Annotated in this window: 25 protein-coding genes; 10 read left to right on the top strand and 15 right to left on the bottom strand. The window is 75.3% G+C overall.

The features are described 5' to 3' along the window. Window positions 1-103: 103 nt before the first annotated feature. On the top strand, window positions 104-1,075 hold the full coding sequence (locus AB0469_RS02205) for an SMP-30/gluconolactonase/LRE family protein (RefSeq protein WP_366449384.1): 972 nt from the start codon (window positions 104-106) through the stop codon (window positions 1,073-1,075). A gap of 15 nt (window positions 1,076-1,090) precedes the next feature. Here AB0469_RS02205 and AB0469_RS02200 read toward each other — a convergent pair whose 3' ends face one another. Beyond that, window positions 1,091-1,462 carry a DUF4440 domain-containing protein gene (locus tag AB0469_RS02200; RefSeq protein WP_366449626.1) on the bottom strand — a complete coding sequence of 124 codons (372 nt, stop codon included), beginning with the start codon at window positions 1,460-1,462 and terminating at the stop codon, window positions 1,091-1,093. A 196-nt stretch (window positions 1,463-1,658) separates the two neighbouring features. On the opposite strand from AB0469_RS02200, the gene AB0469_RS02195 reads away from it, so the two are divergent. Then, a complete protein-coding gene (locus AB0469_RS02195; protein WP_366449383.1) occupies window positions 1,659-2,996 on the top strand; it encodes a cytochrome P450 in 1,338 nt (445 codons plus the stop codon). On the opposite strand, the gene AB0469_RS02190 is transcribed toward AB0469_RS02195, so the two are convergent. Continuing rightward, on the bottom strand, window positions 2,993-4,447 hold the full coding sequence (locus AB0469_RS02190; RefSeq protein ID WP_366449382.1) for an amidase: 1,455 nt from the start codon (window positions 4,445-4,447) through the stop codon (window positions 2,993-2,995). The genes AB0469_RS02195 and AB0469_RS02190 overlap by 4 nt on opposite strands. Window positions 4,448-4,563: 116 nt before the next feature. Between AB0469_RS02190 and AB0469_RS02185 the strand changes: the two genes are divergently transcribed. From AB0469_RS02185 to AB0469_RS02175, 3 genes are all read left to right on the top strand, one after another. Then, the gene (locus AB0469_RS02185) at window positions 4,564-5,199 is read left to right on the top strand and encodes a TetR/AcrR family transcriptional regulator (protein WP_366449381.1); all 636 of its coding nucleotides are present in this window, start codon (window positions 4,564-4,566) and stop codon (window positions 5,197-5,199) included. A 47-nt stretch (window positions 5,200-5,246) separates the two neighbouring features. Beyond that, a complete protein-coding gene (locus tag AB0469_RS02180; RefSeq protein ID WP_366449380.1) occupies window positions 5,247-6,020 on the top strand; it encodes a maleylpyruvate isomerase family mycothiol-dependent enzyme in 774 nt (257 codons plus the stop codon). A gap of 143 nt (window positions 6,021-6,163) precedes the next feature. Then, on the top strand, window positions 6,164-6,688 hold the full coding sequence (locus AB0469_RS02175; RefSeq protein WP_366449379.1) for a DUF5133 domain-containing protein: 525 nt from the start codon (window positions 6,164-6,166) through the stop codon (window positions 6,686-6,688). 43 nt (window positions 6,689-6,731) lie between these two features. On the opposite strand, the gene AB0469_RS02170 is transcribed toward AB0469_RS02175, so the two are convergent. The 5 genes from AB0469_RS02170 to AB0469_RS02150 all read right to left on the bottom strand — a co-directional run bounded on the left by AB0469_RS02170 (window position 6,732) and on the right by AB0469_RS02150 (window position 11,301). Further along, window positions 6,732-7,940: a cytochrome P450 gene (locus AB0469_RS02170; RefSeq protein ID WP_366449378.1), complete on the bottom strand. Its 1,209-nt coding sequence runs from the start codon at window positions 7,938-7,940 to the stop codon at window positions 6,732-6,734. Between the two features lie 160 nt (window positions 7,941-8,100). After that, entirely contained in the window at window positions 8,101-8,502 is a 402-nt protein-coding gene (locus AB0469_RS02165; protein ID WP_366449377.1) for a ribonuclease domain-containing protein, read from the bottom strand. A 221-nt stretch (window positions 8,503-8,723) separates the two neighbouring features. Further along, entirely contained in the window at window positions 8,724-9,182 is a 459-nt protein-coding gene (locus tag AB0469_RS02160; RefSeq protein WP_366449376.1) for a MarR family transcriptional regulator, read from the bottom strand. A 91-nt stretch (window positions 9,183-9,273) separates the two neighbouring features. After that, a complete protein-coding gene (locus tag AB0469_RS02155; protein WP_366449375.1) occupies window positions 9,274-10,242 on the bottom strand; it encodes an MASE1 domain-containing protein in 969 nt (322 codons plus the stop codon). Between the two features lie 117 nt (window positions 10,243-10,359). Continuing rightward, window positions 10,360-11,301 (bottom strand): SpoIIE family protein phosphatase, encoded by a 942-nt coding sequence (locus tag AB0469_RS02150; RefSeq protein WP_366449374.1) that lies wholly within the window; start codon window positions 11,299-11,301, stop codon window positions 10,360-10,362. A gap of 374 nt (window positions 11,302-11,675) precedes the next feature. On the opposite strand from AB0469_RS02150, the gene AB0469_RS02145 reads away from it, so the two are divergent. Further along, window positions 11,676-12,944 (top strand): serine hydrolase domain-containing protein, encoded by a 1,269-nt coding sequence (locus AB0469_RS02145; protein WP_366449373.1) that lies wholly within the window; start codon window positions 11,676-11,678, stop codon window positions 12,942-12,944. 25 nt (window positions 12,945-12,969) lie between these two features. On the opposite strand, the gene AB0469_RS02140 is transcribed toward AB0469_RS02145, so the two are convergent. Together AB0469_RS02140 and AB0469_RS02135 are read right to left on the bottom strand one after the other, a co-directional pair. Continuing rightward, complete coding sequence (locus AB0469_RS02140) at window positions 12,970-13,650, bottom strand: phosphatase PAP2 family protein (RefSeq protein WP_366449372.1); 681 nt, start codon at window positions 13,648-13,650, stop codon at window positions 12,970-12,972. Between the two features lie 142 nt (window positions 13,651-13,792). Further along, on the bottom strand, window positions 13,793-14,317 hold the full coding sequence (locus tag AB0469_RS02135) for a GNAT family N-acetyltransferase (RefSeq protein ID WP_366449371.1): 525 nt from the start codon (window positions 14,315-14,317) through the stop codon (window positions 13,793-13,795). 163 nt (window positions 14,318-14,480) lie between these two features. Between AB0469_RS02135 and AB0469_RS02130 the strand changes: the two genes are divergently transcribed. The 4 genes from AB0469_RS02130 (at window position 14,481) to AB0469_RS02115 (ending at window position 17,718) form a co-directional block, all read left to right on the top strand. Further along, complete coding sequence (locus AB0469_RS02130; protein WP_366449370.1) at window positions 14,481-16,055, top strand: alpha/beta hydrolase; 1,575 nt, start codon at window positions 14,481-14,483, stop codon at window positions 16,053-16,055. A 131-nt stretch (window positions 16,056-16,186) separates the two neighbouring features. Beyond that, entirely contained in the window at window positions 16,187-16,354 is a 168-nt protein-coding gene (locus AB0469_RS02125; RefSeq protein WP_362067758.1) for a hypothetical protein, read from the top strand. A 140-nt stretch (window positions 16,355-16,494) separates the two neighbouring features. Continuing rightward, window positions 16,495-17,313: a 3-hydroxybutyrate dehydrogenase gene (locus AB0469_RS02120; RefSeq protein ID WP_366449369.1), complete on the top strand. Its 819-nt coding sequence runs from the start codon at window positions 16,495-16,497 to the stop codon at window positions 17,311-17,313. A gap of 102 nt (window positions 17,314-17,415) precedes the next feature. After that, window positions 17,416-17,718 (top strand): DUF1876 domain-containing protein, encoded by a 303-nt coding sequence (locus tag AB0469_RS02115; RefSeq protein WP_366449368.1) that lies wholly within the window; start codon window positions 17,416-17,418, stop codon window positions 17,716-17,718. A gap of 23 nt (window positions 17,719-17,741) precedes the next feature. Here AB0469_RS02115 and hypE read toward each other — a convergent pair whose 3' ends face one another. From hypE to AB0469_RS02085, 6 genes are read right to left on the bottom strand one after another with little or no spacing between them, the layout of a single operon-like run. Continuing rightward, window positions 17,742-18,803, bottom strand: coding sequence for a hydrogenase expression/formation protein HypE (gene hypE / locus AB0469_RS02110; RefSeq protein WP_366449367.1), 1,062 nt, complete (start codon window positions 18,801-18,803; stop codon window positions 17,742-17,744). Then, the gene (hypD, locus tag AB0469_RS02105; protein WP_366449366.1) at window positions 18,796-19,968 is read right to left on the bottom strand and encodes a hydrogenase formation protein HypD; all 1,173 of its coding nucleotides are present in this window, start codon (window positions 19,966-19,968) and stop codon (window positions 18,796-18,798) included. The genes hypE and hypD overlap by 8 nt, the downstream gene beginning before the upstream one ends. Then, the gene (locus tag AB0469_RS02100) at window positions 19,965-20,360 is read right to left on the bottom strand and encodes a HypC/HybG/HupF family hydrogenase formation chaperone (protein WP_366449365.1); all 396 of its coding nucleotides are present in this window, start codon (window positions 20,358-20,360) and stop codon (window positions 19,965-19,967) included. The genes hypD and AB0469_RS02100 overlap by 4 nt, the downstream gene beginning before the upstream one ends. Beyond that, the gene (gene hypF / locus AB0469_RS02095; RefSeq protein WP_366449364.1) at window positions 20,329-22,707 is read right to left on the bottom strand and encodes a carbamoyltransferase HypF; all 2,379 of its coding nucleotides are present in this window, start codon (window positions 22,705-22,707) and stop codon (window positions 20,329-20,331) included. Before hypF ends, AB0469_RS02100 begins: the two co-directional genes overlap by 32 nt. Beyond that, complete coding sequence (hypB, locus tag AB0469_RS02090; protein WP_366449363.1) at window positions 22,707-23,492, bottom strand: hydrogenase nickel incorporation protein HypB; 786 nt, start codon at window positions 23,490-23,492, stop codon at window positions 22,707-22,709. The genes hypF and hypB overlap by 1 nt, the downstream gene beginning before the upstream one ends. Window positions 23,493-23,494: 2 nt before the next feature. Then, window positions 23,495-23,872, bottom strand: coding sequence for a hydrogenase maturation nickel metallochaperone HypA (locus AB0469_RS02085; protein WP_366449362.1), 378 nt, complete (start codon window positions 23,870-23,872; stop codon window positions 23,495-23,497). Window positions 23,873-24,167 lie beyond the last annotated feature (295 nt).

Genomic DNA, 24,167 nt, shown 5'->3' with positions numbered 1-24,167 from the left:
CCGGCCGCTTCGCGCCGGGAGTTGGCCCGGGAGGCCGTCGTCCGCAACGGCGTGCGGACCGATACTGCACGGGGCGGACCGCAACGCCCGGGGAGGGGAACCGATGGGGTCGAACGGGGTGGCGCGCGCGGCCGCGCGCCGGCGCGGGCGCGGTGTCGCGCTGCTGGCCGTACTGGGGGCGCTGGGAGCGGGGGCCCTCGTCCCCGCCGCGCCGGCGCAGGCCGCGCCGCGGTGCCCGGCCGCCGCCTCGGGCGCGCCGGTGCAGGTGGCGTACGTCCCGGACTGGGTCGAGTCGATCGCGGTGGACCGGCGGGGCCGGATGTTCGCCACCGGCTACTTCGGCGGACGCGTGTACCGCATCGACGCGCCGGGGGCGGCGCCCGTCGCGCTCACCGGGAACATCGGCGCCAACGGCGGGATCGTGGTGCGCGAGGACGGCCGGCTCCTCGTCGGCACCGGCAACGACGCGGCCCACTCGCTGACCGGGGACCTGCTGCCGGTCTCGAAGCTCCTGGAGGTGGACCCGGAGAGCGGGGCCGTCCGGGTGTACGCCTCGGGGCTCGGCGGTGTCGACGGGGTCGCGGCGGCCCCCGACGGGACCGTCTACACGACGACCCTGGGCGGTTCGGGCATCGGCCGCGTCACCCCCGACGGCCGGGTGGACCCGGCGTGGGCGCGGATCCCGCAGCCCAACGGGATCGCCGTGTCCCCCGACGGGACCGAGGTGTACGTGGTCCGGACGACCCTCTCGCCCGGGGTGTACCGGATCCCCGTCGCGGACCCGGGGCGGCCGCGGCGCTGGGTCTCGGCCGCAGGGGCCGACGCCCTGGCGCTGCCGGACGGGCTCACCCTCGACGGGCGGGGGCGGCCGCTGATCGCCACGCACGCGGCGGGAGAGGTCTGGCGGGTCGAGGCCGGGGCGCTGTGCGCCGCCGCGTCGGGACCGGAGCTGCGGCTGTCCACGCAGATCGTGTACGGGCGCGGCGGCCGGGGTTTCGCGGCGGGCCGGCTGTACCGGGCGGGCGTCGACGGAAGGATCTACGAGCTGCCGGAGGCGGCCGAGGGCCCGGAGTGATCCGGAAGGGACGGCCTAGAGGTCGTCCCAGGCCATCGCGCTCATCCGCCAGCCGTCCGGGGTGCGGACGAACTGGGTGGTCTTGCGGCCCTCGCCCTCGAACCACTGCCCGTCGAGGCGGCCGGACTTGCGGTACGCGCTGAAGCGGTGCGCGATCGACCCGAAGATCTCGGTGCGTTCGGCGACCTCCCACTCCGAGAACTCCGTCAGCGTTCCGTCGGTGAGGATCCGGCGCCGGGGTTCGATGAAGGAGTCGAGGTCGTGGACGACGGGCTCGCCCCCGACGTTCTTGATGATCATCCCTTGGGGGATGAACACCCTGCGGACGGCGTCGACGTCGGGGACGGCGCCTGCGGTGTTGGTGAACGCGCCGAGGAACGCGCCCATCAGCTCGTCGAGTTCGGTCTTCACGTCGGACACGCGGGCCCCCTGGTTCGTACGGCGGTGTACGCGCAGGATCGTATGCGGCCCGGGGCCGCGCCAGAAGATCCGTACGGCGGGTGGGGCGGCATCCGTCCGCGTACAGTCCGTGATGACCCGCACCTCTCGACGGCCGGGCCGCCGGCCGGACAGGAGAAGCCCCGTGGCCACAGACGCCGCCCCCGCGCAGCTCCCCCAGCAGCCGAACGGACCGGGCGGCCGGCCCGTGCCCGAACTGGACGGCGCGGCCGTGGAGTCGTGGCGCGCCGGGGGCGGGGAGCTGATCGACCTGCTGGCACGGGTGCGGGAGCGGCTCGGCGGGGTGGCCTCCGTCCGGCTGGGGCCGCGGCCCACCGTCCTGGTCACCGCGCCGGAGGCGGTGCAGCACGTGCTGGCCCTGCATCCGGACCGGTACGTCAAGCGCTCCCACCGCGCCCGCCTGCTGATCGGCGACGGGGTGCTGGCCGCGACCGGCGAGGCCTGGAAGCGGCAGCGGCGGCTGCTCCAGTCGCAGTTCACGGGGACGGGGATGCGCCGCTACGAGCGGCGGATCGCCGGGGCGGCCCGGACCGCGGCCGGGCGCTGGGCCGGCTACGCGCGCACCGGGCAGGTCTTCGACGTCGGGGAGGAGATGCGCCGCTTCGCCCTCGACACCATCTGGCGCTCCCTCACCGGCCACCCCCTGGATCCTGCGACCGCCCGCGAACTGGCCTCCGTGGCGGCCGTGGTGGCGGCGCTGCCGAGCCTGCCGGCCGATGCCGCGGAGGCGCGGGGCTCGGTGGCCGCGGACCTCGCCCGGATCGACGCGGTGGCGCAGGAGGCCGTGGCCGCCGCGCGGCGCGGGGAGGCCGGGCCCGACGGGCCGGGGCTGCTCCACATCCTGGCCGGGGCCGCGCGGGAGCGCCCCGAGTACACCGACCGGCTGGTGCGCGACGAGCTGGTCACCCTGCTGGTGGCCGGGCACGAGACCACCGCCACCACCCTCACCTGGCTGTACCTGCTGCTCGACCGGCATCCGCAGGCGCGCGGGGAGGCCCTGGCGGCGGGGCCCGAGGGTTCCCCGGAGCGCGGGGAGGCGGTCCGGGCGCTGGTCTCCGAGACCCTCCGCCTCTACCCGTCCGCCTGGATCCTGCCCCGGTACACGGCGGAGGCGGACACCGTGGCCGGGTACGCGGTGGAGGCGGACAGCGACGTGCTGGTCTGCCCGTACCTGACGCACCGCGATCCGCTGCTGTGGCCGGATCCGGAGCGCTTCGACCCGAGGCGCTTCGCGGCAGGGGCCGGCCGCCCCGGCCGGCCGGGGGCCTACCTGCCGTTCGGGATCGGGCCCCGGGCCTGCCTGGGCACGCAGTTCGCGCTGCGGGAGTCGACGGTGCTGCTGGAGCACCTGCTGCCCCGGTACACCCCGTCCTTCGTCTCCGTGCCGGGCGGGGCCGCGTACAGCATCACGGTCCGCCCCGACGGCCCGACTCCGGCGACCGTCGCCGCGACCGGGCCCTAGCCGCGGACGGGCCCCGGTGCCGGAAGAGCCCGGCCGGCGGTACGGGGGTCGACCGGTGTGAGGACGCCGAGGCGGTCCTCGACGGCCTGGGCGGCGGCCAGGCAGAGGTCCTCGCGGAAGGCCCGTCCGATGATCTGCACGCCGGCGGGGAGCCCGTCGCGCAGTCCGGTGGGGAGGGCCACGGCGGGGACGCCGACGAAGCTGGTCGCGGTGCACAGGCGCATGCCGGAGGCCACCCGGTCCCGGCCCGCCCGGTCGCGTGACTCCAGCCCCGGCTCGACCGGCGGCTCGGTGAAGGAGGGGCCGAGGACCAGCGGGTACGCGTCCAGGAACTCGGCCCAGGAGCGCCGGATGCCCAGCCAGGTGCCCATCAGGCGCACGAGTTCGTCGGCGGTGGCGGGCGGGGTGCGTTCCATGACGCTCTGGACGTAGCGGTCGCCGCCCTCGCCGAGGAGGGTGCGGACCACCGGCCAGGTCGGGGCGAACTCGGTGATCGTGATGCGGTCGTAGGCGTCGAGGGTCTCGTCCAGGCGGGGTACGTCGGGGACTTCGCACACCTCGTACCCGGCGTCGGCGAGCGCGGCTGCCGCGTCGGCGACGGCGGCGCGCACCGACGGGTGGATCCCGCGGCCGCCGGGGTCGGCCACCACCGCGACCTTCACGGGGCCGGGCAGCGCGGGGCCGTACGCGGGCACGGGCACGGCCCTCGGGTCGCGGGGGTCGGCGCCGGCGAGGGCCTCGTAGGCGAGGCGGAGGTCGGCCACGGTACGGGCGAACGGGCCGTCGGTGACGAGGGCCTGGGAGGCCGGGCCGGGGTCGTCGGGACCGAGCACGCGGTGGTCGGCGGGGAAGCGGCCGGTGGTCGGCTTGAGTCCGGCGACCCCGCAGAACTGGGCCGGGACGCGGATGGAGCCGCCGGAGTCGTTGCCGAGGCCGAGGGCGGCCATGCCGGTGGCGACGGCCACCGCGTCGCCGCCGCTGGAGCCTCCCGGGGTGCGGGTCGGGTCCCAGGGGTTGGCGGTGTCGCCGAAGAGCTCGCTGCGGGTGTGCATCCCGGCCAGGATCAGGGTGGGCATGTTGGCGTGGCCGATCGGGATGGCCCCGGCGGCGCGGAGGCGGGCCACGGGGGGCGCGTCGGCCGCCGCGACGAGGTCGCGGAAGCGGGGCACGCCGAAGGTGGTCGGCACGCCCTCGACCGGAGTGGTCTCCTTCACCGTGAAGGGAACGCCGGCGAGGGGCCCGAGTTCCTCGCCCGCGGCGCGCCGGCGGTCCGTCAGGGCCGCGTCCGCGCGGGCCCGTTCCGCCATCAGCTGGGTGACGGCGTTCACCCGGGGGTTGACCTGCGCGACGCGCGCCAGATGGCTCTCGACCAGTTCGGCGGCGGACACCTCGCCGCCGCGCACGGCTCCCGCCTGCGCGGCGGCCGTCATCCTCCAGAGCTCTTCCCGCATGGCTCGTACGCTCCCGTCCTCGTTTCGATGCGCTTGCATCGGAACCATATACGGGAACCGATGCAAACGCATCGAATAAACTGCGGGCCAGTGCGGCGGACAGGGAGGCGGAGGACATGCCCAGGCAGGTGGACCACGAGGAGCGGCGCCGGCTGATCGCCGAGGCGGTGTGCCGGCTCGCAGACGAGAGCGGACTGGAGGGCGTGACCCTGCGCGACGTCGCCGGGCGGGCCGGGGTGTCGATGGGCGCCGTACAGCGGTGCTTCCGCACCAAGGAGGAGATGCTGCTGTTCACCCTCGGGCAGATCGGCGAACGGGTCGGCGAACGGGTGCGGGCCCGGCTCGTGCGCAGCCCGGCCCAGTCGGCCGCCTCCGCCCTGGGCCACGCGGCCACGGAGGTCGCCCTGCTGCGCGGGGAGCACCGGGCGGAGGCCCGGGTCTGGCTGGCGTTCGTCGCCCAGGCGGCGGTCAGCGCCCCGCTGGCCGAGACGCTCAGGACGAACTACGCGGCGCTGGAGGCGCTGTTCGCCCGGCTGCTCGGGGAAGCGGCCGGGGGCCGCCCCCTGCCCGTGCCCCTCGACCCGCGGCGGGAGGCCCGGGCCCTGCTCGCCCTCGCGGACGGCCTCACCGCGCACGTGCTCATCGGGCACCTCACCGCGGACGGGGCCCAGGAGGTCCTGCACGCGCACCTGGCCCGCCTCTGGGAGCTCGAAGGCGGCGGAGCCGGTGGAGGGCCGGCGTCCGGGCTGTGAAAGAGTGCCTGGGGCAATGATCCGACAGGCCGGAAGGGCTCCCCATCATGAACACAGCCGACCAGCTCGACCACCGGGCGGCCGTGGCGGCGGAGACCGCCCGGTTCGCGGACCTGCTCCGGGGCGCCGACATGACGGCCCCCGTCCCCACCTGCCCCGGCTGGAACCTGACCGACCTGGCCCGGCACGCCGGAAGCGTGCACCGCTGGTTCTCGGTGCTGCTGCGCCGGCGCATCCAGGCACCGCCGACCAGCCGTGACGTGGACCTGCGGCTGCCGGAGCGGGCGGACGGGTACGCCGACTGGCTGGAGCAGGGCGCCGCCGAGGCGGCGGAGGTGTTCGCGAACACCGACCCGGACGCGCCCATGTGGGTCTGGGGCGCCGACGGGCACGCCCGCTTCTGGGTGCGCCGGATGCTGTTCGAGACGCTGGTCCACCGGGTCGACGCGGAGCGGGCGCTGGGTCTGCCCTCCGCCGTCGGGCTCGCGCAGGCCCGGGACGGCGTGGACGAGTTCCTCGCCAACCTGCCCTTCGCCGCCCTCTTCGCCCCGAAGGTGGCCAACCTGCGCGGAGCGGACCGGAGCATCCGCTTCGAGTGCACCGACACGGACGGCTCGTGGCTGGTCCGGCTGCGCCCCGACGGCTTCGGCACGGTCCCGGGGGGCACCGCCGACGAGGAACCCGCCGAGGCCGTGGTCCGCGCCCCGGCCGCCGACCTCCTCCTCCTGCTCTACGGCCGCCTGGACCGCTCGGCGGCGACGGTCGAGGCCCTCGGGGACCGGGAGCTGCTGGACCTCTGGTTCGCCAACTCGGAGTTCTGAGACCGCCGTGCCCGGCCGGGCACGCGATGCGGATCGCCACCGGGTGTGTCAGCGTGTGAGGGGACACGTCCCGCGAGGGGCGGGCAGTCCTGACGTGCTTCTCGTCGTCGCAGTGCGCGGCCTCGGGCTGAAGGGATCCTCTCGTGGCGCCTCCTGGTGATCCGCCGTCCCCGGCCCTCCCGGCCGAGGTCGCTCCCGCACGGGGAGGGCCGCCCGGCGAGGGCCCGACCCACACGTGGGCGGTGGGGCTGCTGATGGCGGCGGCCCCCTGTTCGGTGCGCGAGGCGAAACAGATCCTGCTGGGGGCGGCCGAGCTGGCCCGCGTCACGGCGGTGGAGGTGGCGGCCGCGATGGTCGCCGGCACCCTCGGCATGCCGATGCCCGTACGGATCGAGCGGGCCCTGCGCCGGTCCCTGGAGGCGGCCCGCGGCCCGGTCCGCCCGGGCACGGTCCAGGCGGTGGGGATCCTGCCGAGCCGGCTGCGCACCGAGGAGGTGCTGTCCCGGCTGCGCGGCTGCCAGGCCCGTCTGGCTGCCGCCCCGACGGACCCCGGCACCCTGCGGGCGATGGACGACGTCGCCTACACCCTGTGCGTGCTCATGGGCCGGCCCAGCACGCACCAGGCGGTCCTGGCGGCGGAGGAGCACCTGTCGGCCGCCGCCGAGTAGCACCGGCACCGGGGCCCCGCGGAACGGGGCCCCGGGACCCGGTTCACCAGCGGACGGGCAGCTCCTTGACCCCGCGGATCAGCATGCCGGGGACCCAGGGCAGCTTCGCCTCGTCGGCGTCACCGGTGAGCTCCGGGAAGCGCTCCAGCAGCGAGCGCAGGGCGATCCGGCCCTCCAGACGCGCGAGCGGGGCGCCGAGGCAGTAGTGCAGCCCGTGCCCGAAGGCGATGTGGCCGCGGGCGTCGCGGCGGATGTCGAAGCGGTCGGCGTCCTCGAAGCGGGCCGGGTCACGGTCCGCGTCGGCCATGGCGATCAGGACGGTGGAGCGCTTGGGTATCACCACGCCGCCCATCTCCACGTCCTCCAGGGCGAGTCGCTCGGTGCAGGTCTCGACGGGGCCGTCGTAGCGGAGCATCTCCTCGATCGCGCCGTCGAGCAGGCCGAGGTCCGCGCGCAGGTCGGCGAGCTGGTCGGGATGGGCGAAGAGCGCGCGCATCCCGTTGCCGATCATGTTCACGGTGGTCTCGTGGCCGGCGATGAGCAGCAGGACGGACATGCCGATCAGCTCGGACGGCGAGAGCCGGTCGCCGCCCTCGTCGACGGCGTGGATCATCGCGCTGAGCAGGTCGTCGCCGGGCTCGGCGCGCTTGGCGTCGATGAGACCGGTCAGATACCCGATCATCCCCTCGTACGCGGCGGCCTCGGCCTCCGGGCTGGTGCGGGCGACCGCCTCGTTGGACCAGGCGCGGAAGGCGTCGCGGTCCAGGCCCGGAACACCGAGCAGCTCGCAGATGACGGTCATCGGCAGCGGGAAGGCCAGGGCCTCCAGGAGGTCGGTCCGGCGCTCCTCGTTCGCCTCCATGGCGTCGAGCAGTTCGTCGGTGATCTGCTGGATGCGCGGCGCCAGTTCCTCGATGCGGCGCGGGGTGAACGCCCGGGCCACCAGGCGGCGCAGCCGGGTGTGGTGCGGCGGGTCGGCCATCAGCATGTGGGCCAGCGCCGGATTGTCCTGCTCGACGTTGATGATCTGGCTGATGTCGCCGGAGCGGAGCCAGTCGCGGCTCAGCCGCGGGTCGTTGAAGGCCGTGCGACAGGCCTCGTACCCGACGATCAGCCACAGCTCCTCGCCGTCGGGCGTACGGACGTGGTGGACGGGTCCGCGCGCGCGCAGCTGCGCGTAGACCGGGTACGGGTCGCGGACGAAGTCCGGACCCAGCTCCAGCAGGTCCACCGTTTCGGTACCAAGCGCCATTGCAATCCCCCTGAATGCACGTGTTGCCTTGCACGGTCACACGCCGATGCGTGTGCACCCCACACAGTAGTCATGACGGCACGGGGACGGGGGACCCGGGCCTCCCCCTCGGCGGCGGGGGAGGCGGCGCAGGACTTCAGGCGGTGCTGCGACTGCCGTGTCAGCAGCCGAAGTCGATGCGCCGGAACGTGGCGTAGTGGTCGGCGGTGTAGTAGTCCTCCTGGTACTGCCGGCCCGTGACGATCCGTCGGGCGCCGCGCGTCGGCGAGCCGGGGGTGATCACGGTGTACTCGTGGTAGTAGCCGGTGGTCTGGGCCGGCAGCACCCGTTCGCGGTTCTGGAAGACGATCCCGTCCTGGGAGTAGGGGAACGGGCCGCCCTGGTCGATGAGTTCGAGGGTGTCGTACGCCTCGTCGGGCAGCGCGGAGTAGCAGACGCTGCCGACCGAGGCCACGGCGGCGGGTGCGGGGGCCGGGGCGGCCGCGGCGGCCTGACCGGTGAACAGGGTGGCGGCGACGGCGGCCGCGGCGGCGATGGACGCGATGCGTGGGGGAATCCTCATGCGCCCCACACAACGCGCGTAGAGCGGGCACGGTCAACGCCAACTCGTAGCTGTTCCACGCCTGTTCACCCAGGTGGCACCGGGTGTGACCCGAACTCCCCCGGCCCGTAAACCACCGTTCCCCTGAGGGCGCGGCTCCGCTTGCCCGCGGGGTCGGGGCGCCGTACGGCACCGGGGGCGCCGGGGCCGTCCCGGGCGGGCGGCGGCCCCGGCGGCGGGGTTCAGGCCTGCGGGGCGTGGTCCTCGGGGAGGCCGGCGCCGCCCAGGCGGGTGAGGAGGCCGCCCAGTTCCCCGAGGTCGCCGTCGGCCCACTCCGGGGCGCCGAAGACGTCCGCGGCCACCTGCTCGGCGGCCTTGAGGGCGTGGGCCAGCCGCTCGCGCCCGGCGTCCGTGAGGGCCGCGTACGCCACGCGGGCGTCGCGGGCGTCGGTCTCGCGCTCCACCAGGCCGATCCGCTCCAGGGGGGCCAGCCCGCGGGTCACGCCCGAGGCCGTGAGCCCGAGCGCCCCGGCGAGGTCCACCCGCCGCATCCGGCCGCCCTCGGCCCGCCCCAGGTGCAGCAGCACCAGGAAGTCGGCCAGGCTCACCCCGTACAGGGCTCCCAGACGGGAGTCGAACCGGCGCACCAGGGCGGTCTGGGCCTTCACCAAGCGCAGGGACACATCCAGCGCATCACTCATTGCTACCTCCTTGACTCCTCAAGGATATGAAAAAAACTTGAGGAGTCAAGGAGGTGCGCAGCAATACCGCAGGCTCCGGCTCCGGCTCCGGCTAGAGCCGGCCGGGAGGGCCGTCGCCCCTGTCGCCCGGAGAGAGGTGGGCGACCACCTCGGCGAGCTCCTCGCAGGCCTCCTCGATCTTCAGCCGCACGTTGTTCTGCTCGGTGACCAGCGCCGCCAGCAGCAGCCCGGTCAGCGCCGCCGCGCCGTTGAGGGCCTGGAGGTTGACCATGACCTCCAGGAGGCTGTGCTCGGCGAAGGGGCCGGCGTGGTCGGTCGCCGCCCAGATCGACAGGACGGACACCAGCAGGGCGCAGGGCGCCGCCCCGGCCAGCTGGAAGCGCACCGCGGCCCAGATGAGCAGGGGGAAGACCAGGAACAGCAGGGACAGGGCGCTGTGGGTGGCGAGAACGGTCGTGACGACGGTGGCGACCGTCAGCGCCACCGCCTCGGCCACCCGGTAGGGGTCGCGGGGCGGCCCCGTCCAGCGGAGGGCCAGCAGCAGCGGGGTCACCAGCAGCACCCCCATCGTGTCCCCCGCCCACCAGGCCGACCAGGTCGGCCAGAAGCTGTCGGCCGGCAGGTTCCCGGTGAGCACGAGCGTGCCGGTCCCGGCGGTCGCGCTGATCAGCATCGGGAGCAGTCCGCCCAGGAAGACCAGCGCCAGTCCGTCGCGCAGCCGGTCCAGTTCGGGGCGGAATCCAGCCCTGCGCAGGAACAGCAGGGCGCATACCGGCGCCAGGACGTTGCCGGCCACGATGCCCAGGTCGGCGAGGTGGAACGCGGCGAGCTGCTCGATGGAGAGGTAGGTTCCGAGGGCGATTCCCGGCCAGACCCGCAGACCGAACCGGAGCAGGGCGGTCAGTGCGATCCCGGTGGGCAGCCACAGGGGGGTGACGACCGCGCCGTCGACCACCACCTGCCGCAGCAGTCCGAGCCGGCCGGTCGCGTAGTAGGCGGCGGCGAGGGCGAGGACCAGCAGGAGCGTTCCCCACGGACGCCGCCATTCCAGGGTGCGCACCCCAGCATCAGACAACAGGCGGGCCGTCCCGGCCGGGCGTGACACGCGCGCGCGGCGGGCGGGCCCGGGACGGCGGGGCGGACGGGCCCCGCCGCGGGGCGGGTGACGGCCCGCGGGTCAGACCCCCGCGGCGCCGCGCCCGCCCCGCCCGTCGGAGCCGTTCGGGCCGTCGGAGCCGGTCTGGCCTTCGGAGCCGGCCGGGGCGTCCGGGCCGTCGCGGCCGTCGGAGTCGGTCAGGGCGTCCGGGCCGTCGTGGCTGAGGACGAGGACGGCCGCGTCGTCGGCGTGGCCGGTCGAGTCGGCGACCTTCATCACCTCGGCGGCCAGCTCGTCGGGGTCGCCGCCCGCCGCCTCCCGCACGATCCGGGACACCCGCTCCAGCCCCTCCTCGATGGGGAACGACGGTCCCTCCACCACCCCGTCGGTCAGCAGCACGATGGACCCCGCGGCGGTCAGCCTGCGCCGGGTGACCCCGTACCCCGCCCCGGGGACCAGGCCCAGCGGCGGCCCGCCGGCGTCCTCGGCGATGCCGTGGCGGCCGTCGACGGTGGCCCAGACCGCGGGGACGTGGCCGGCGCGGGCGCCCTGGAGCTCACCCGTGCCCGGGTCGAAGAGCAGCAGGCTGCACGTGGCGAACAGCTCGGAGTCCAGCGAGAGCAGCACCTCGTTGGCCCGGCCCAGGACCTCTCCGGGGTCGGAGACGACGGCCGACACCGCGCGCAGGCAGACCCGTACCTGGCCCATGAAGGCGGCGGCCGCGACGTCGTGCCCCTGGACGTCGCCGATGGAGAAGGCGAGGGCGCCCTCGGGCAGCCGGAACCCGTCGTACCAGTCGCCGCCGATGTCCAGGCCGTGCTGGGCGGGCGCGTACCGGGCGGCGGCCCGCAGCCCCGGCAGGACGGGAAGGGTGGCGGGCAGCATCTCGAGCTGGATGGCCTCGGCCAGTTCGACCCGGGTGTGGTGCAGCTGGGCGCCCTCCCGCGCCTGGGCGGTGAGCCGCCCCAGCGTGGTCAGCAGATCGGCGCTGGCCGGCCGGGGGTGCCGCCGGCGCGGGGTCACGGACCACTCCCGGGTACGTCCATCTGCCTCTCTGCTCCCGCTGTGCGAAAGACCCAGGCACATCATATTTCGGCTCGCCTCCGGCCGCCCGGCGCCGCCGGGCGCCGGCCGGGCGGCCGGCCCACCGGTTCGGACCTCCCCCGCCCACGGGCGCCACCGCCGCGCCACGGCCGGAGCACGCCCCCCGCACCGGCCGTGTCCCCCACCGGGCACACGGGCCGCCGCGCCGGAGCACTCGTACGAACGGACAACGACTTTCGGCCGCCTGCGCGATGACGGCGCATCAGGCGACCCCGGCGGCCTCGGTAGGCTCATGATCACCCCGGCTGCCTCCGGGGGCCCGGGAACCGCACCCCACCGAGCCGAGGAGCAACGTGCCCCTGTCCGCCAACCGCCGCCCCCTGAACCGTCGCCTGGCCGTCGGCGCCGCCCTGCTGGCCGTGGTCGCCGGCGTGGCGCCCGCCACCGCCGCGCAGGCCGCCACCGCCCCCTCCGCCGAGGCCCTGCGCACCGCCGGCCCCGCGCTGCCGGCTCCGGACATGGAGGCCGTCGACCAGGCGCTGCGCAACACCCTCGCCGCCGGAGCCCCGGGCGCGCTGGCCCGGATCGCCGAGGGCGGCCGGGCCCTGAGCGCGACGGAGGGCGTGAGCGACAAGGTCACGGGCGCGGCCATGGACACCCGGGCCCGCTTCCGGATCGGCAGCGTCACCAAGACCTTCTCGACCGTCGTGCTGCTCCAGCTGGTGGACGAGAAGAAGATCGAGCTGGACACGCCGGTCAACCACTACCTGCCGGGGCTGCTGCCCGACGACCGGATCACGGTGCGCCACCTGCTGACCCACCGCAGCGGGCTGTCGGACTACACGAACGCCATGTTCGACAAGACCGTCCCCGGCTTCGAGGCCGTCCGCAACAAGGTGTTCAGCTACCAGGAGCTGGTGAACCTCTCGCTGGCCGAGCCCAGGACGACCGAGCCCGGGGCCTCGTACCAGTACTCGAACACCAACTTCGTGGTCGTCGGCATGCTGATCGAGAAGGCCACCGGGAAGCCGGTCGCCAAGGAGTACGAGCGCCGCATCATCAAGCCGCTGAAGCTGCGCGACACCGCGTACGTGCACCCCGGCACGGAGATCGCGGGTCTGCACACCCACGGCTACCTCACGCCGGACGAGGCCGGCGCCCCGCTGGTCGACTCCACCGAGCAGACCGTGTCCTGGGCGCAGTCGGCCGGTGCGATGATCTCCAGCCCGGCGGACCTCAGCACGTTCATGTCCGCGCTGGTGGGCGGCAGGCTGGTGGCGCCGAAGCTGCTGGACGAGATGCTGGTCATGACCCCGACGGACGCGGCCAAGACCCGCTTCTACGGGCTGGGCCTGCGCCGGTACGACCTGTCCTGCGGCACCTCGGTGTACGGGCACACGGGCACGGTGCAGGGCTTCTACACGTACGCGTTCACCACCCGCGACGGCAAGCGCAGCCTCACCGCCATGGCGAACACCTCGAACCGGGGCGCCGCGAACACCGCGCTCGGCGCGACCCTGGAGGGGGCGTTCTGCGGCAAGAAGCCGGCCCCCGCGGCGAAGGCCCGCAGCTTCTCCTCCGCTCCGGCCGACGTGGACCTGCCGGAGCGCGACGTCCGCTGACGGCCTCCCCCCGGGGCCCCGCCGCCTACGTTCCGGTGGCGGGCCCGCGGCGGGCCGTGAGGGCGGCGAGGGACAGCCAGGCGGTGGCCAGCAGCCAGCCGCCGAGCACGTCCGAGGGCCAGTGCACGCCGAGGTAGACCCGGCTGAGCCCCACCGCCGCACCCCAGGCGACGATCAGCACGGCGGCAGCCGTCCGGGCCGGGCCCGGGGAGCCCCGCAGGGCGAGCGCCGCGAGCAGGAGTCCGGCGACCAGGGCCCCCGTCGTGGCGTGGCCGGACGGGAAGGACCAGTTCCCGGCGTGGGTGGCCCAGTCGGCGGCCGGGGGCCGCGGCCGGGCGATCAGGGTCATCACCGTGTACCGCACGGCCTGCCCGCCGGCGAGGCACAGGGCGAACGCGGCCGCCGTCAGGAGGCGCTGCCGGGTCCCGCGGCCGGCCCACAGGCCCGCCAGGACGACCAGGACGTACGGCAGGACCCCGGTGCCGGTGGCGGTGACCGCCCGGGCCACGGCCAGGCCGAGGGCCGGCCGGTGCACGAGGGACCAGGCGTGCGGGCCCGGGTCCCCGGGCAGCGGCCCGGCGGGGGCCAGGGTCACCCAGAGCGCGAGCAGCGCGAACGCGGTCGAGGACGCCAGGGCCGTCCGGGCCGCCGGGCCGGGGCTCCGCAGGCGGGCCCGGCGCCGTCCGTCGGGGGCGGGGTCGGGCATGCGGGCTGCCTCTCACGGTCCTGGACGGGGCCGGAGCGGGTACGGTCCGTTCCGCCTCCCCCACGTACGGGGTGTACCGCACTGTAGCGAGCGGGACGCGGGGGGCGGCCGTGACCGGCGGGGCGAGTGGGTCGAGTCCCCGTCAGAGGGTGACCCAGTAGCGGCGCTTGGGCCCTATCAGGGTCTCCCGGACGTCCTCCAGGACGCCGCCGGACCGCTCGATCGTGCGCTGCGAGGGCTCGTTGCCGGGGTCGCAGGTCAGCAGGACCCGGTCCATGCCCATCAGGCGGGCCTCGTACAGGACCCGGTCCAGCGCCCAGCCGGCCAGGCCGCGCCGGCGCGCCGAGGGGCGGACGCTGTAGCCGATGTGGCCGCCGGCGTCGAGGAGGAAGGCGTTGAGGTAGTGGCGCAGGTCGATGGCGCCCAGGTAGGTGTCGCCCTCGGCGATCCACCAGTACGTGGCGTGGACGCGGCCGTCCTCGACCGCCGCCGTGCGGTCCGCCTGGCGGCGCAGGCGGGCGGTCCAGGCCTCGAAGCCCCCGGGGGTCTCCACGTCGTCGGCGGAGCCCAGTCCGGCGCCGTCCATGTGGGCGTCGACGCCCCATTCCGCCTGCGCGTCGAGCCAGGAGGAGTGCAGGTGCGGGGAGGGGGCGATCAGTTCGGGCATGACCCGACCGTAACAGTCCGATCATCCGACTGTTCAGCTTCGGCGACGCTGCTGCGGCGGCCACACCGCCGACCCCGGGGGCACCGCCCGGAGACCGATCGGATAGTTTGCCATCCGTTTACCCGACGGCACCGACGCCGCCCGCGCCACCAGGAGCTCCCGCATGCCCCACCCCGTACGCCGCCCCGCACGGACGGCGGTCCTCACCGCCGCCGCCCTGCTGGCGGTCCCCGTCCTGGCGGCCTGTGACGGCGGTGGCGGGGCTCCGGCGGCGCTCAGGCCCCCGGCCCCGGCGAGCGCCCCCGCCGCCCCGCCTGCCGCGCTGCCCGCCGCCCTGACCGGGCAGAAGCCGGCCTGGGCGCCCTGCCCGGCGCCCTCCGCCGCCCAGGGCGGCGGCAAGGCCCCCGGCGCGGGCTGGGAGTGCGCCACGATGAAGGCGCCCCTGGACTACGCGAAGCCCGACGGCGAGACCCTGGACGTGGCGCTCATCCGCAAGAAGGCCACCGACGCCGGCAAGCGCGTCGGCTCGCTGGTGTACAACTTCGGCGGCCCGGGCGCCTCGGGCGTGAAGACGCTCCCGCACGCGGCGAAGGACTACGGGAAGCTGGGCGCCGTCTACGACCTGGTCAGCTTCGACCCCCGCGGCGTGGGCAACACCGCCCCGGTCACCTGCCTGGACGACAAGGCCCTGGACGAGGGGCCCGGCCCCGCCGGCGACGACCCGCTCTCCGCCGTCCGGACCTACACGCAGGCCTGCGAGCGGAACTCGGGCAAGGTCCTCCCCCACGTCGGCACGGCCGACACCGCACGCGACATGGACCTGATGCGCCACGTCCTCGGCGAGGCCCGGCTGAACTACTTCGGCATCTCCTACGGCACCCAGCTGGGCGGCGTCTACGCGCACCTGTTCCCGAAGAACGTCGGCCGCACCGTGTTCGACGCCGTGGTCGACCCCACCTCGGACGAGCTCCAGGCGGGCCTCGGCCAGGCCAAGGGGTTCCAGCTGGCGCTGGAGCACGCCATGGAGTTCTGCCGCGACAAGTACGCCGCCAAGTGCCCCACGGGCGCCGACACCGCCGAGGGCAACCGGCGGATCGCGGAACTGCTGGAGAAGCTGGAGAAGCGGCCCGCGCCCACGAAGAGCGGCCGCAAGCTGACCTCCGACGCGGCGCTCACCGGGATCGCCGCCACCCTGTACGACAAGCAGACCTGGGACTACCTGGTCCAGGGGCTGTACGAGCTGCGGCAGCTGGGCACCGGGAACAGCCTGCTCGCCATCGCGGACGCCTACAGCGGGCGCGGCCAGGACGGCCGCTACGACAACACCGACGCCGCCCACACGGCGATCGGCTGCGCCGACACCGGCCGCCGCTACACCGTGGACGAGATGCGGGCCCAGGAGCCCGCCTTCCGCTCCGCCTCCCCGGTCTTCGGCCCGTCCCTGGCGAAGGGCCTGCTGGTCTGCACCGACTGGCCGGTGCGCGGTACCTCCGACCGGCCGCAGGTGGCCGCCGAGGGCGCGGCCCCGATCCTCGTCGTCGGCAACACCGGCGACCCGGCCACCCCGGTCGAGGGCGCGAAGCGGATGGCCGACGCGCTCGGCCGGGGCGTCGGCGTCGGTCTGACGGTGAAGGGCGAGGGCCACGGTGTCTACGGGAACGACGGCTGCGCGACCAGGACCATCGACGCCTTCCTCGTCGACGGGACCACACCGGCGGACGGAACCACCTGCCCCTGAGTTCCGCTTTGCCCCCTGTTCAGGCCTTTGCCCCGGCGCCCGTACCGACCTGTGTTCGGGTGCCGGGATTCCGCCACCTACACTTGTGCCGCCCGGCCGCCGGTGCCGGCTTCAGGGGAGCGACGTCCTAAGTGAGCAGCACCAGCAGTGAAGCGCCGATCTACGACCGGCTCGTACGCGAGCGCGGCGATGTCCCGGGGCAGGTCCGCCGGGAGGCGGAGGAGATCCTCCACCACCTGGCCCAGGTGATGGCCGGCCGTCCTCCGTCGGGCGGGCTGCCCGGCTGGCGGACCTCCTGACCCGGTCCCGACACGGCCCGGAGTCCCCGGCGCCGGCGTGACGCCGGCTGCGCCGGTGGCGTTCTCCGCCATGGGCGGCGCACGGAGTGTGGGTCCGGCGCACATCGGCACCGGCCGCGCCGGTCCCTAACGTTCGGACCATGACGAGCGGATCTTCCAGCAGCGCGTCCGGCGGCACGGAGCCCGGCCGGGCGCGGACCGGCGGCCCGGCGGGGCCCGGACCCGAGGGCCGGGTGGCCCTGGTGACCGGCGGCGGCAGCGGCATCGGGCGCGCCTGCGCCGTGGCACTGGCCGACGCCGGGGCCTTCGTGCACGTCGTGGACGTCGACGCGGAGGCGGCGAAGGCCGTGGCCGCGCGGATCGGCGGCGCGGCGCACCCGGCCGACCTCGCCGACCCCGCGGCCTGCGACGCCCTGCCGGCCTCCGTGGACATCCTGGTCAACAGTGCGGGGCTGCAACACGTCGCGGCCATCGAGGAGTTCCCGCCGGAGCGGTTCGAGCTGATCCAGCGGGTGATGGTCCACGCCCCGTTCCTGCTGCTGCGCCGGGTCCTGCCCCACATGTACGGGCGCGGGTGGGGGCGGGTGGTCAACATCTCCAGCGTGCACGGACTGCGGGCCAGCGCGTTCAAGTCCGCGTACGTGGCCGCGAAGCACGCGCTGGAGGGACTGAGCAAGGTCACCGCCCTGGAGGGGGCCCCGCACGGGGTGACCAGCAACTGCGTGAACCCCGGCTACGTCCGCACCCCGCTGGTGGAACGGCAGATCGCCGCCCAGGCACGGGCCCACGGCCTGCCGCCCGAGCGGGTCGTCGAGGAGGTGCTGCTGCGCGGCTCGGCGATCAAGCGGCTGATCGAGCCCGAGGAGGTGGCCGCCGTCGCCGTGTGGCTGTGCGGCCCGCACACCGGGCACGTCACCGGGGCCTCGCTACCGATGGACGGCGGCTGGACCGCCGCCTGACCCCGCGGCGGGGTTCACGGCCGCGGAGGGGGCGTGCGGACTTTGCCCGCGGTCCGTGCGGGGGGATCCTGGGAATGGGGCCCGTCACGGAGGAGGCAGGCCATGACACACGCCGAGGAGTGGAGGGTGGACCTCTACCTCGTGGAGGAGGACGGCACCACCAGGGCCCGGGCCGTGCTCGACAACGGGAGGACCACCCTGACCGGCAGCGGGCGGGCCCGGTGCAATCCGCAGGACGTCGACGTCCCCGCCATCGGCGACGAGCTGGCCGCGAGCCGGGCGATGCACGACCTGTCCGCCCAGCTGATGCGCGCCGCCGACCGCGACCTGGCCGCGGTCGGCGCCGTACCCGTCCCGCCGCGCACCGGGTACGGCTGGCCGGACGACGCCCGCCCGGAGCGGTAGCCGGGCGGGGCGGCGGGTCCCGGTCAGCAGATGCGGGGCAGCTGCTCCCCCAGGGGCAGGTCCACCACGCGGGTGCCGCCGAGTCCGGTGCGCGCCACGACCAGGCCGGGGTGCGCGTCGACGGCCTCGCCGATCACCGCCGCGTGCCGGCCCAGCGGGTGGGCGCGCATGGCGTCCAGGACGGCGTCGGCGTGCTCGCGCGGGACGAACGCGACGAGCTTGCCCTCGTTGGCGACGTAGAGCGGGTCGAGGCCGAGGATCGCGCAGGCGTTCGCCACTGCCGGCGGGACCGGGACGCGCCCCTCGTGCAGGACGACGCCGGTGCCGGAGGCGGCCGCGATCTCGTTGAGGGCGGCCGCGAGCCCGCCCCGGGTGGGGTCGCGCAGGACGTGCAGGTCGGGGGTGACCGCGAGCATCGCCCGCACGAGCCCGCCCAGGGCCGCGCAGTCGCTCTCGACGTCCACGCCGAACTCCAGCCCCTCCCGGACGCTCATGATCGCCACCCCGTGCAGGCCGATCTCGCCGCTGACGATCACGACGTCACCGGGTACGACGCGCTGCGCGCGCAGGTCGACCCCGTCCGGGATCAGGCCGATCCCCGCGGTGTTGACGTAGACGCCGTCGCCGTGGCCCGCCTCGACGACCTTGGTGTCGCCGGTGGCCACCTCCACGCCGGCGGCCCGTGCGGCGGCCCCCATGGCCTCGGCGACCCGGGCGACCGAGGCCATCTCGACGCCCTCCTCGAGGATGAACCCGCAGGACAGGTAGGCGGCCTCGGCCCCGCTCATGGCGAGGTCGTTCACCGTGCCGTTGACCGCCAGGTCGCCGATGCTGCCGCCGGGGAAGAACAGCGGCCGCACCACGTAGGAGTCGGTGGAGAAGGCGAGGCGGACCCCGCCCAGGCGCAGGGCCGCCGCGTCGCCGAGCTGCGCGAGCGCCTCGCCGCCGAAGGCCGGGGCGAACAGGTGCTGGACCAGTTCCGCCGACAGCGCCCCGCCGCCGCCGTGGCCCATCACCACGCGGGGCCGGTCGCGCAGGGGGGCCGGGCAGGTCCAGCCCGTGACGTCGAGTGCGGTCTCAGACAACGGGGCTCGCCTCCAGCGGGGCGGTCGGGGCGGTGGGCCGGGCCGGGGTGGTGGCGGACCTCGGGGCCGCGGGCCGGATGTCCAGGCGCCGGTAGAGGTAGTAGGCGGCGCAGGCCCCCTCGCTGGAGACCATGGTGGCGCCGAGCGGGTTGCGCGGGGTGCACAGCGTGCCGAAGGCCTCGCACTCGTGCGGCTTGATCAGCCCCTGGAGCACCTCCCCGCTGCGGCAGGCGGCCGGCTCGCGGGTGGTGATGCCGGTGACGGAGAAGCGGTGCTCGGCGTCGTACTCCCGGAACCGGTCGGACAGCCGCCAGCCGCTGTCGGGGATGACCCCGATGCCGCGCCAGGCCCGGTCGGTGACCTCGAAGACGTCCGCCAGCATGGCGAGCGCGGCGGGGTTGCCCTCGGGGCGGACGGCGCGCGGGTAGGCGTTCTCGACCGTGTGCTCGCCGCGCTCCAGCTGCCGTACGGCCCGCCGTACGCCTTCGAGGATGTCCAGCGGCTCGAAGCCGGTCACCACGATCGGAACGCGGTGGCGTGCCGCGAGGTCCGGGTACTCGGCGGTGCCCATGACGCTGCACACGTGCCCGGCGGCGAGGAAGCCCTGGACGCGGCAGCTGGGCGAGCGCATGATCGCCTCGATGGCCGGGGGCACCCGGACGTGGGAGACGAGCAGGCTGAAGTTGGTGATGCCGAGCTTGCGGGCCTGGTACACCGTCATGGCGTTGGGCGGGGCGGTGGTCTCGAAGCCGATGCCGAAGAAGACCACCTCGCGGTCCGGGTTCTGCCGGGCGATCTTCAACGCGTCGAGGGGCGAGTACACCACCCGTACGTCGCCGCCCTCGCTGCGCACCTGGAAGAGGTCGCGGCCGGTTCCGGGGACGCGGAGCATGTCCCCGAAGGAGCAGAAGACGACCCCGGGCCGGGAGGCGATCTCCAGGGCCTTGTCGATGACCTCCAGGGGGGTCACGCACACGGGGCAGCCGGGGCCGTGGATCAACTCCACCTGTTCGGGGAGGAGCTGGTCGATGCCGTGCCGGATGATGGTGTGGGTCTGCCCTCCGCAGACCTCCATCAGGGCCCAGGGGCGGGTCACCGTCGCGTGGATGTCGTCCAGGATCCTGCGGGCCAGGCCGGGGTCCTGGAATTCCTCGATGTACTTCACCGCCGGGCTTCCTTCCGCGTCTCCGCCGCGCCGGCCGGGGTCTCCCCGGCCCGGCGCTCGTCGTCGTCCTCGTCCTCGTACCCTTCGTCTTCCCGGTCCTCGGCGAAGGGAGGATCCCCCTCGCCCAGCCGGGCCGCCTGCTCCCAGGGGTCGCCGAACTCCTCCTGGAGCATGCCGAGTTCGGAGAAGAGGTCGAGGGTCTTGCGGGCCGACTCCTCGTCGAGCCGCTGGAGGGCGAAGCCCACGTGCACGATGGCGTACTCGCCCACCCGGAGGTCCGGGAGGTACTCCAGGCACACCTCCTTCTGTACGCCGCCGAAGTCGACGGTGGCCATCCGGGTGCCGTCCCTCTCCCCGATCTCAAGCACTCTGCCGGGTACCGCCAGGCACATGGGCCTCTCCTTGTGGTGGGTGTTGCGTGGCGGTGGCGGCCGCGGCCGCCACCATGAGCTGGCCGAGTGCCAGTCCGCCGTCGTTGGGCGGCACCCGGTGCTGCCGCAGGACGGTGAACCCCCGCGCGCGCAGCGTCCGGGCGCACGCGGAGGAGAGGAGGGTGTTGCAGAAGACCCCGCCGGTCAGGGCGACGGTGTCCGGGCCGTGCGCGGCGCGGGCGAGCACGCAGAGGTCGGCGACCAGGTCCGCGACCGCCGCGTGGAAGCGGGCCGCGACCAGCGGGCGGCCCGCACCGGCCCGTAGGTCCGCCACCGCGGCGGCCAGGACGGGAGCCGGGTCGGCGACGACCGGGCGCGCCGTCCCGGGGGCGGGCAGCCGCAGGCCGAAGGCGTACGCGCGGCCGCCGGGCGGGGCCTGGAGTGCGGCGGCCTCCAGTTCGACGGCGGCCTGGGCCTCGTACCCGGAGTAGTGGCAGACCCCGGCGAGCGAGGAGACGGCGTCGAAGAGCCGGCCCATGCTGGACGTCGGCACGCAGTTCAGGCCCCGCTCCAACTGGGTCTCCAGTACCCGCAGTTCGTCCGCCGGGCAGGCGGCGACGCACGGCAGGTCCGGTTCCCGGCCGAGGCCCGCGGCGCGCAGGTGGGACAGGGCCATGCGGTACGGGCGGCGCACGGAGGCGTCGCCGCCGGGCAGCGGGACGTAGGCGAGGTGGGCGAAGCGGGTGTAGCCGGCGTAGTCCGCGAGGAGGACCTCGCCGCCCCACACCGCGCCGTCGTCCCCGTACCCGGTGCCGTCGAAGGCGACGCCGATCACCCGCCGTCCGCCGTCCAGGCCGTGTTCGGCCAGGGCGGAGGCGATGTGGGCGTGGTGGTGCTGGACGGGGACCAGCGGGCGGCCCTCCGCGTGGTCGCGCGCCCAGCGGGTGGAGCGGTAGCCGGGGTGGCGGTCGGCGGCGAGCCGTGCGGGGGCGACCCCGGTGAGGGCCGACAGCTGCCGCTGCGCGTGGGCGAAGGCGTCCTGGGTGGCGAGGTCGTCCATGTCGCCGATGTGGGCGGACAGCCAGGCGCGGCGGCCCTCGCCGAGGCAGAAGGCGTTCTTGAGGTCGCCGCCGGCGGCGAGGGTGGGCGGGACGGGCAGCGGGAGGGGGACCGGCAGGGGGGCGTAGCCGCGCGAGCGCCGCAGGACCAGGGGTTCGCCGTCGCAGACCCGGACGACGGAGTCGTCGCAGGGGACGTGGATGGGGCGGTCGTGGGTGAGCCAGGCGTCGGCGAGGCCGGCGAGGCGTTCCAGGGCCTCGGCGTCGTCCGTGACGATGGGCTCGCCGGAGAGGTTGCCGCTGGTCATCACGAGCAGGCGGGGGCCCGGGGGGTCGCCGGGCAGGCCGAGCAGCAGGTGGTGGACGGGGGTGTACGGGAGCATCACGCCCAGGTCGGGGCTGCCCGGTGCGACGGCGTCCGCCGGCCCGGGTGCGGCGGCGCGGCGCCGGAGCAGGACGACGGGGCGGGCGGGTCCGGTGAGCAGTTCCCGCTCCTCGGGGCCCAGTTCGGCCAGGCGCTCGACGTCCGGGAGGTCCCGGGCCATCAGGGCGAAGGGCTTGTCCCCGCGGTCCTTGCGGCGCCGCAGCTCGGCCACGGCCCCGGCGTTGCCCGCGTCGCAGGCGAGGTGGTAGCCGCCGAGGCCCTTCACCGCGAGGACGGCGCCGTCCGCCAGCAGCCTGCGGGCCTCCGCGACGGGGTCGGCGGCGGCCGCCCTGCGCGGCGGCCGGCCGGTGAGCAGGCTCAGCCGGGGGCCGCAGGCCGGGCAGGCGACGGGCTGGGCGTGGAAGCGGCGGTCGGCGGGGTCGGCGTACTCGCGGGCGCAGTCCGGGCACATGGGGAAGCGGGCCATGGTGGTGTGGGCGCGGTCGTAGGGCAGCCCGGTGACGATGGTGAAGCGCGGTCCGCAGTGGGTGCAGGTGATGAACGGGTGGCGGTGGCGGCGGTCGGCCGGATCGGCGAGTTCGGCGAGGCAGTCGGCGCAGGTGGCGGTGTCCGGGGAGACCAGGGTGCGGGGCGGGCCTCCGGTGCGGGAGGCGATGATGGTGAACCCGGCGCCGCCGGCGAGGGGCACCGGGCGGTGGTCGACGGTGTCGACGACGGCCAGGGGCGGGGCGTCGGCGGCGAGCCGCTCGCAGAACGCCGCCACCGCCGACGGGGACCCCTCGACCTCGGCGACGACGCCGTCGGGGGTGTTGGTGACGTGGCCCGCCAGGCCCAGGGTGGTGGCGCGGGTGTACACGTACGGGCGGAAGCCGACGCCCTGGACCACACCGCGGACGGTGACGCGGCGGCGTTCCGCAGCCTCCATCAGCGCGGCCCGGCCGTGGTGGCGGGGGCCGGGTGGGTGTGGGTGTGGGTGTGGGTGTGGCCGTGCGGGTGACCGTGACCGTGGGTGTGGCCGTCGGGCTGCCGGGACATCACCGGGGTGTGGGGGCGGGCGCCGGCCGCGATGTCGAGGGCGCGGTCCAGGAGGAGGCCCGTTCCCTCGCCCGAGCGGGACGAGGTGCGCAGGATCTCCACGCCCGGGTTGACCCGTCGGACGTTCGCGAGGAAGGCCTCCTCGTCGAACCCGACGGCCTCCGCGATGTCGGTCTTGGTCACGACCACCAGCTGGGCGAGCCCGAAGGCGGTCGGGTACTTGAGGGGCTTGTCCTCGCCCTCCGTCACCGAGGCCAGGACCACGCGGAGCGACTCGCCCAGGTCGTAGGAGGCCGGGCAGACCAGGTTGCCGACGTTCTCGACGAACAGCAGGCGGGTGCCCTCGGGCAGCCAGCCGTCCAGGTGGCGGCCCAGCATGTCGGCTTCGAGGTGGCACAGGCCGTCGGTGAGGACCTGGCGGACCGGGACGCCCGAACGGGCCAGCCGGGTCGCGTCGTTCTCCGTCGCCAGGTCGGCCGTCAGCGCGGCCGCGGGCACCCCGCGCTCCCGGGCGAGGGTCAGCTCGCGCTCCAGCAGGGCCGTCTTCCCGCTGCCGGGGCTGGAGAGCAGGTTGACCACCGCCGTTCCGCGGGCGGTCAGTGCGGCGCGCAGGGCCTGCGCGGCCCCGTCGTTCTTGGCGAGCACCGCTTGTCGCAGGTCGACCACTCGGCACACGGTCAGGCCTCCTCGGGGATCGGTTCGGGGGCGTCTTCCCAGACCACGCGCAGGATCCGCAGTTCACGCCCCGTCAGGAGCTCCACGGCGGTCCCGTTGCCGCAGCCGGGGCAGGACAGGTCGGGGGGCATGCCGACGGCCCACTCCCCCGTGCAGGATGCGCAGCGGGCGCGGGCCGCCACGGAGCGGGTGACCAGCTCGGCGCCTTCCAGGGGCGTACCGCTGCGGGCCAGTTCGAAGGAGAAGGCCAGCGCGTCGGGGACGACCCCGGCCAGTTCCCCGATCTCCAGCTCCACACGGCTCACGGAGCGTGCCGCTCCGGCCTGGGCCGCCTCCGCCACCTGGTCCACGACGGCCATGGCGATCGACATCTCGTGCATCGGACTCCGTCCTGCCGGGCCTCATTACAGCGGCAGGGCCGGGACCGGGGCGGCGGGCACGCCGACACGCCGCCGGGCCCGTACTCCGTTCGGACGCCGGAGCCGGCCCGGGGCCGCGGCCGTGCGCTACGCCATCCGCTGCGCACCCGCCGTGTCCGGCCGGTTCCGTGACGGAACCGGACCCCCTGTGGATAGCCTCCTCCGCGTCAGCGCCGTGATTTCGACGCTCCTTCGCGCGGATCGACTCCACCGCACCAGGCCGGAACGCCGACGGCGCGTACTCGTCGAAAGGATT

This window comes from Streptomyces sp. NPDC093801, assembly GCF_040701585.1.
Classification (GTDB): domain Bacteria; phylum Actinomycetota; class Actinomycetes; order Streptomycetales; family Streptomycetaceae; genus Streptomyces.
Note: the sequence above shows the minus strand (reverse complement) of the source record. Positions and strands in the feature narration are given on the sequence as shown.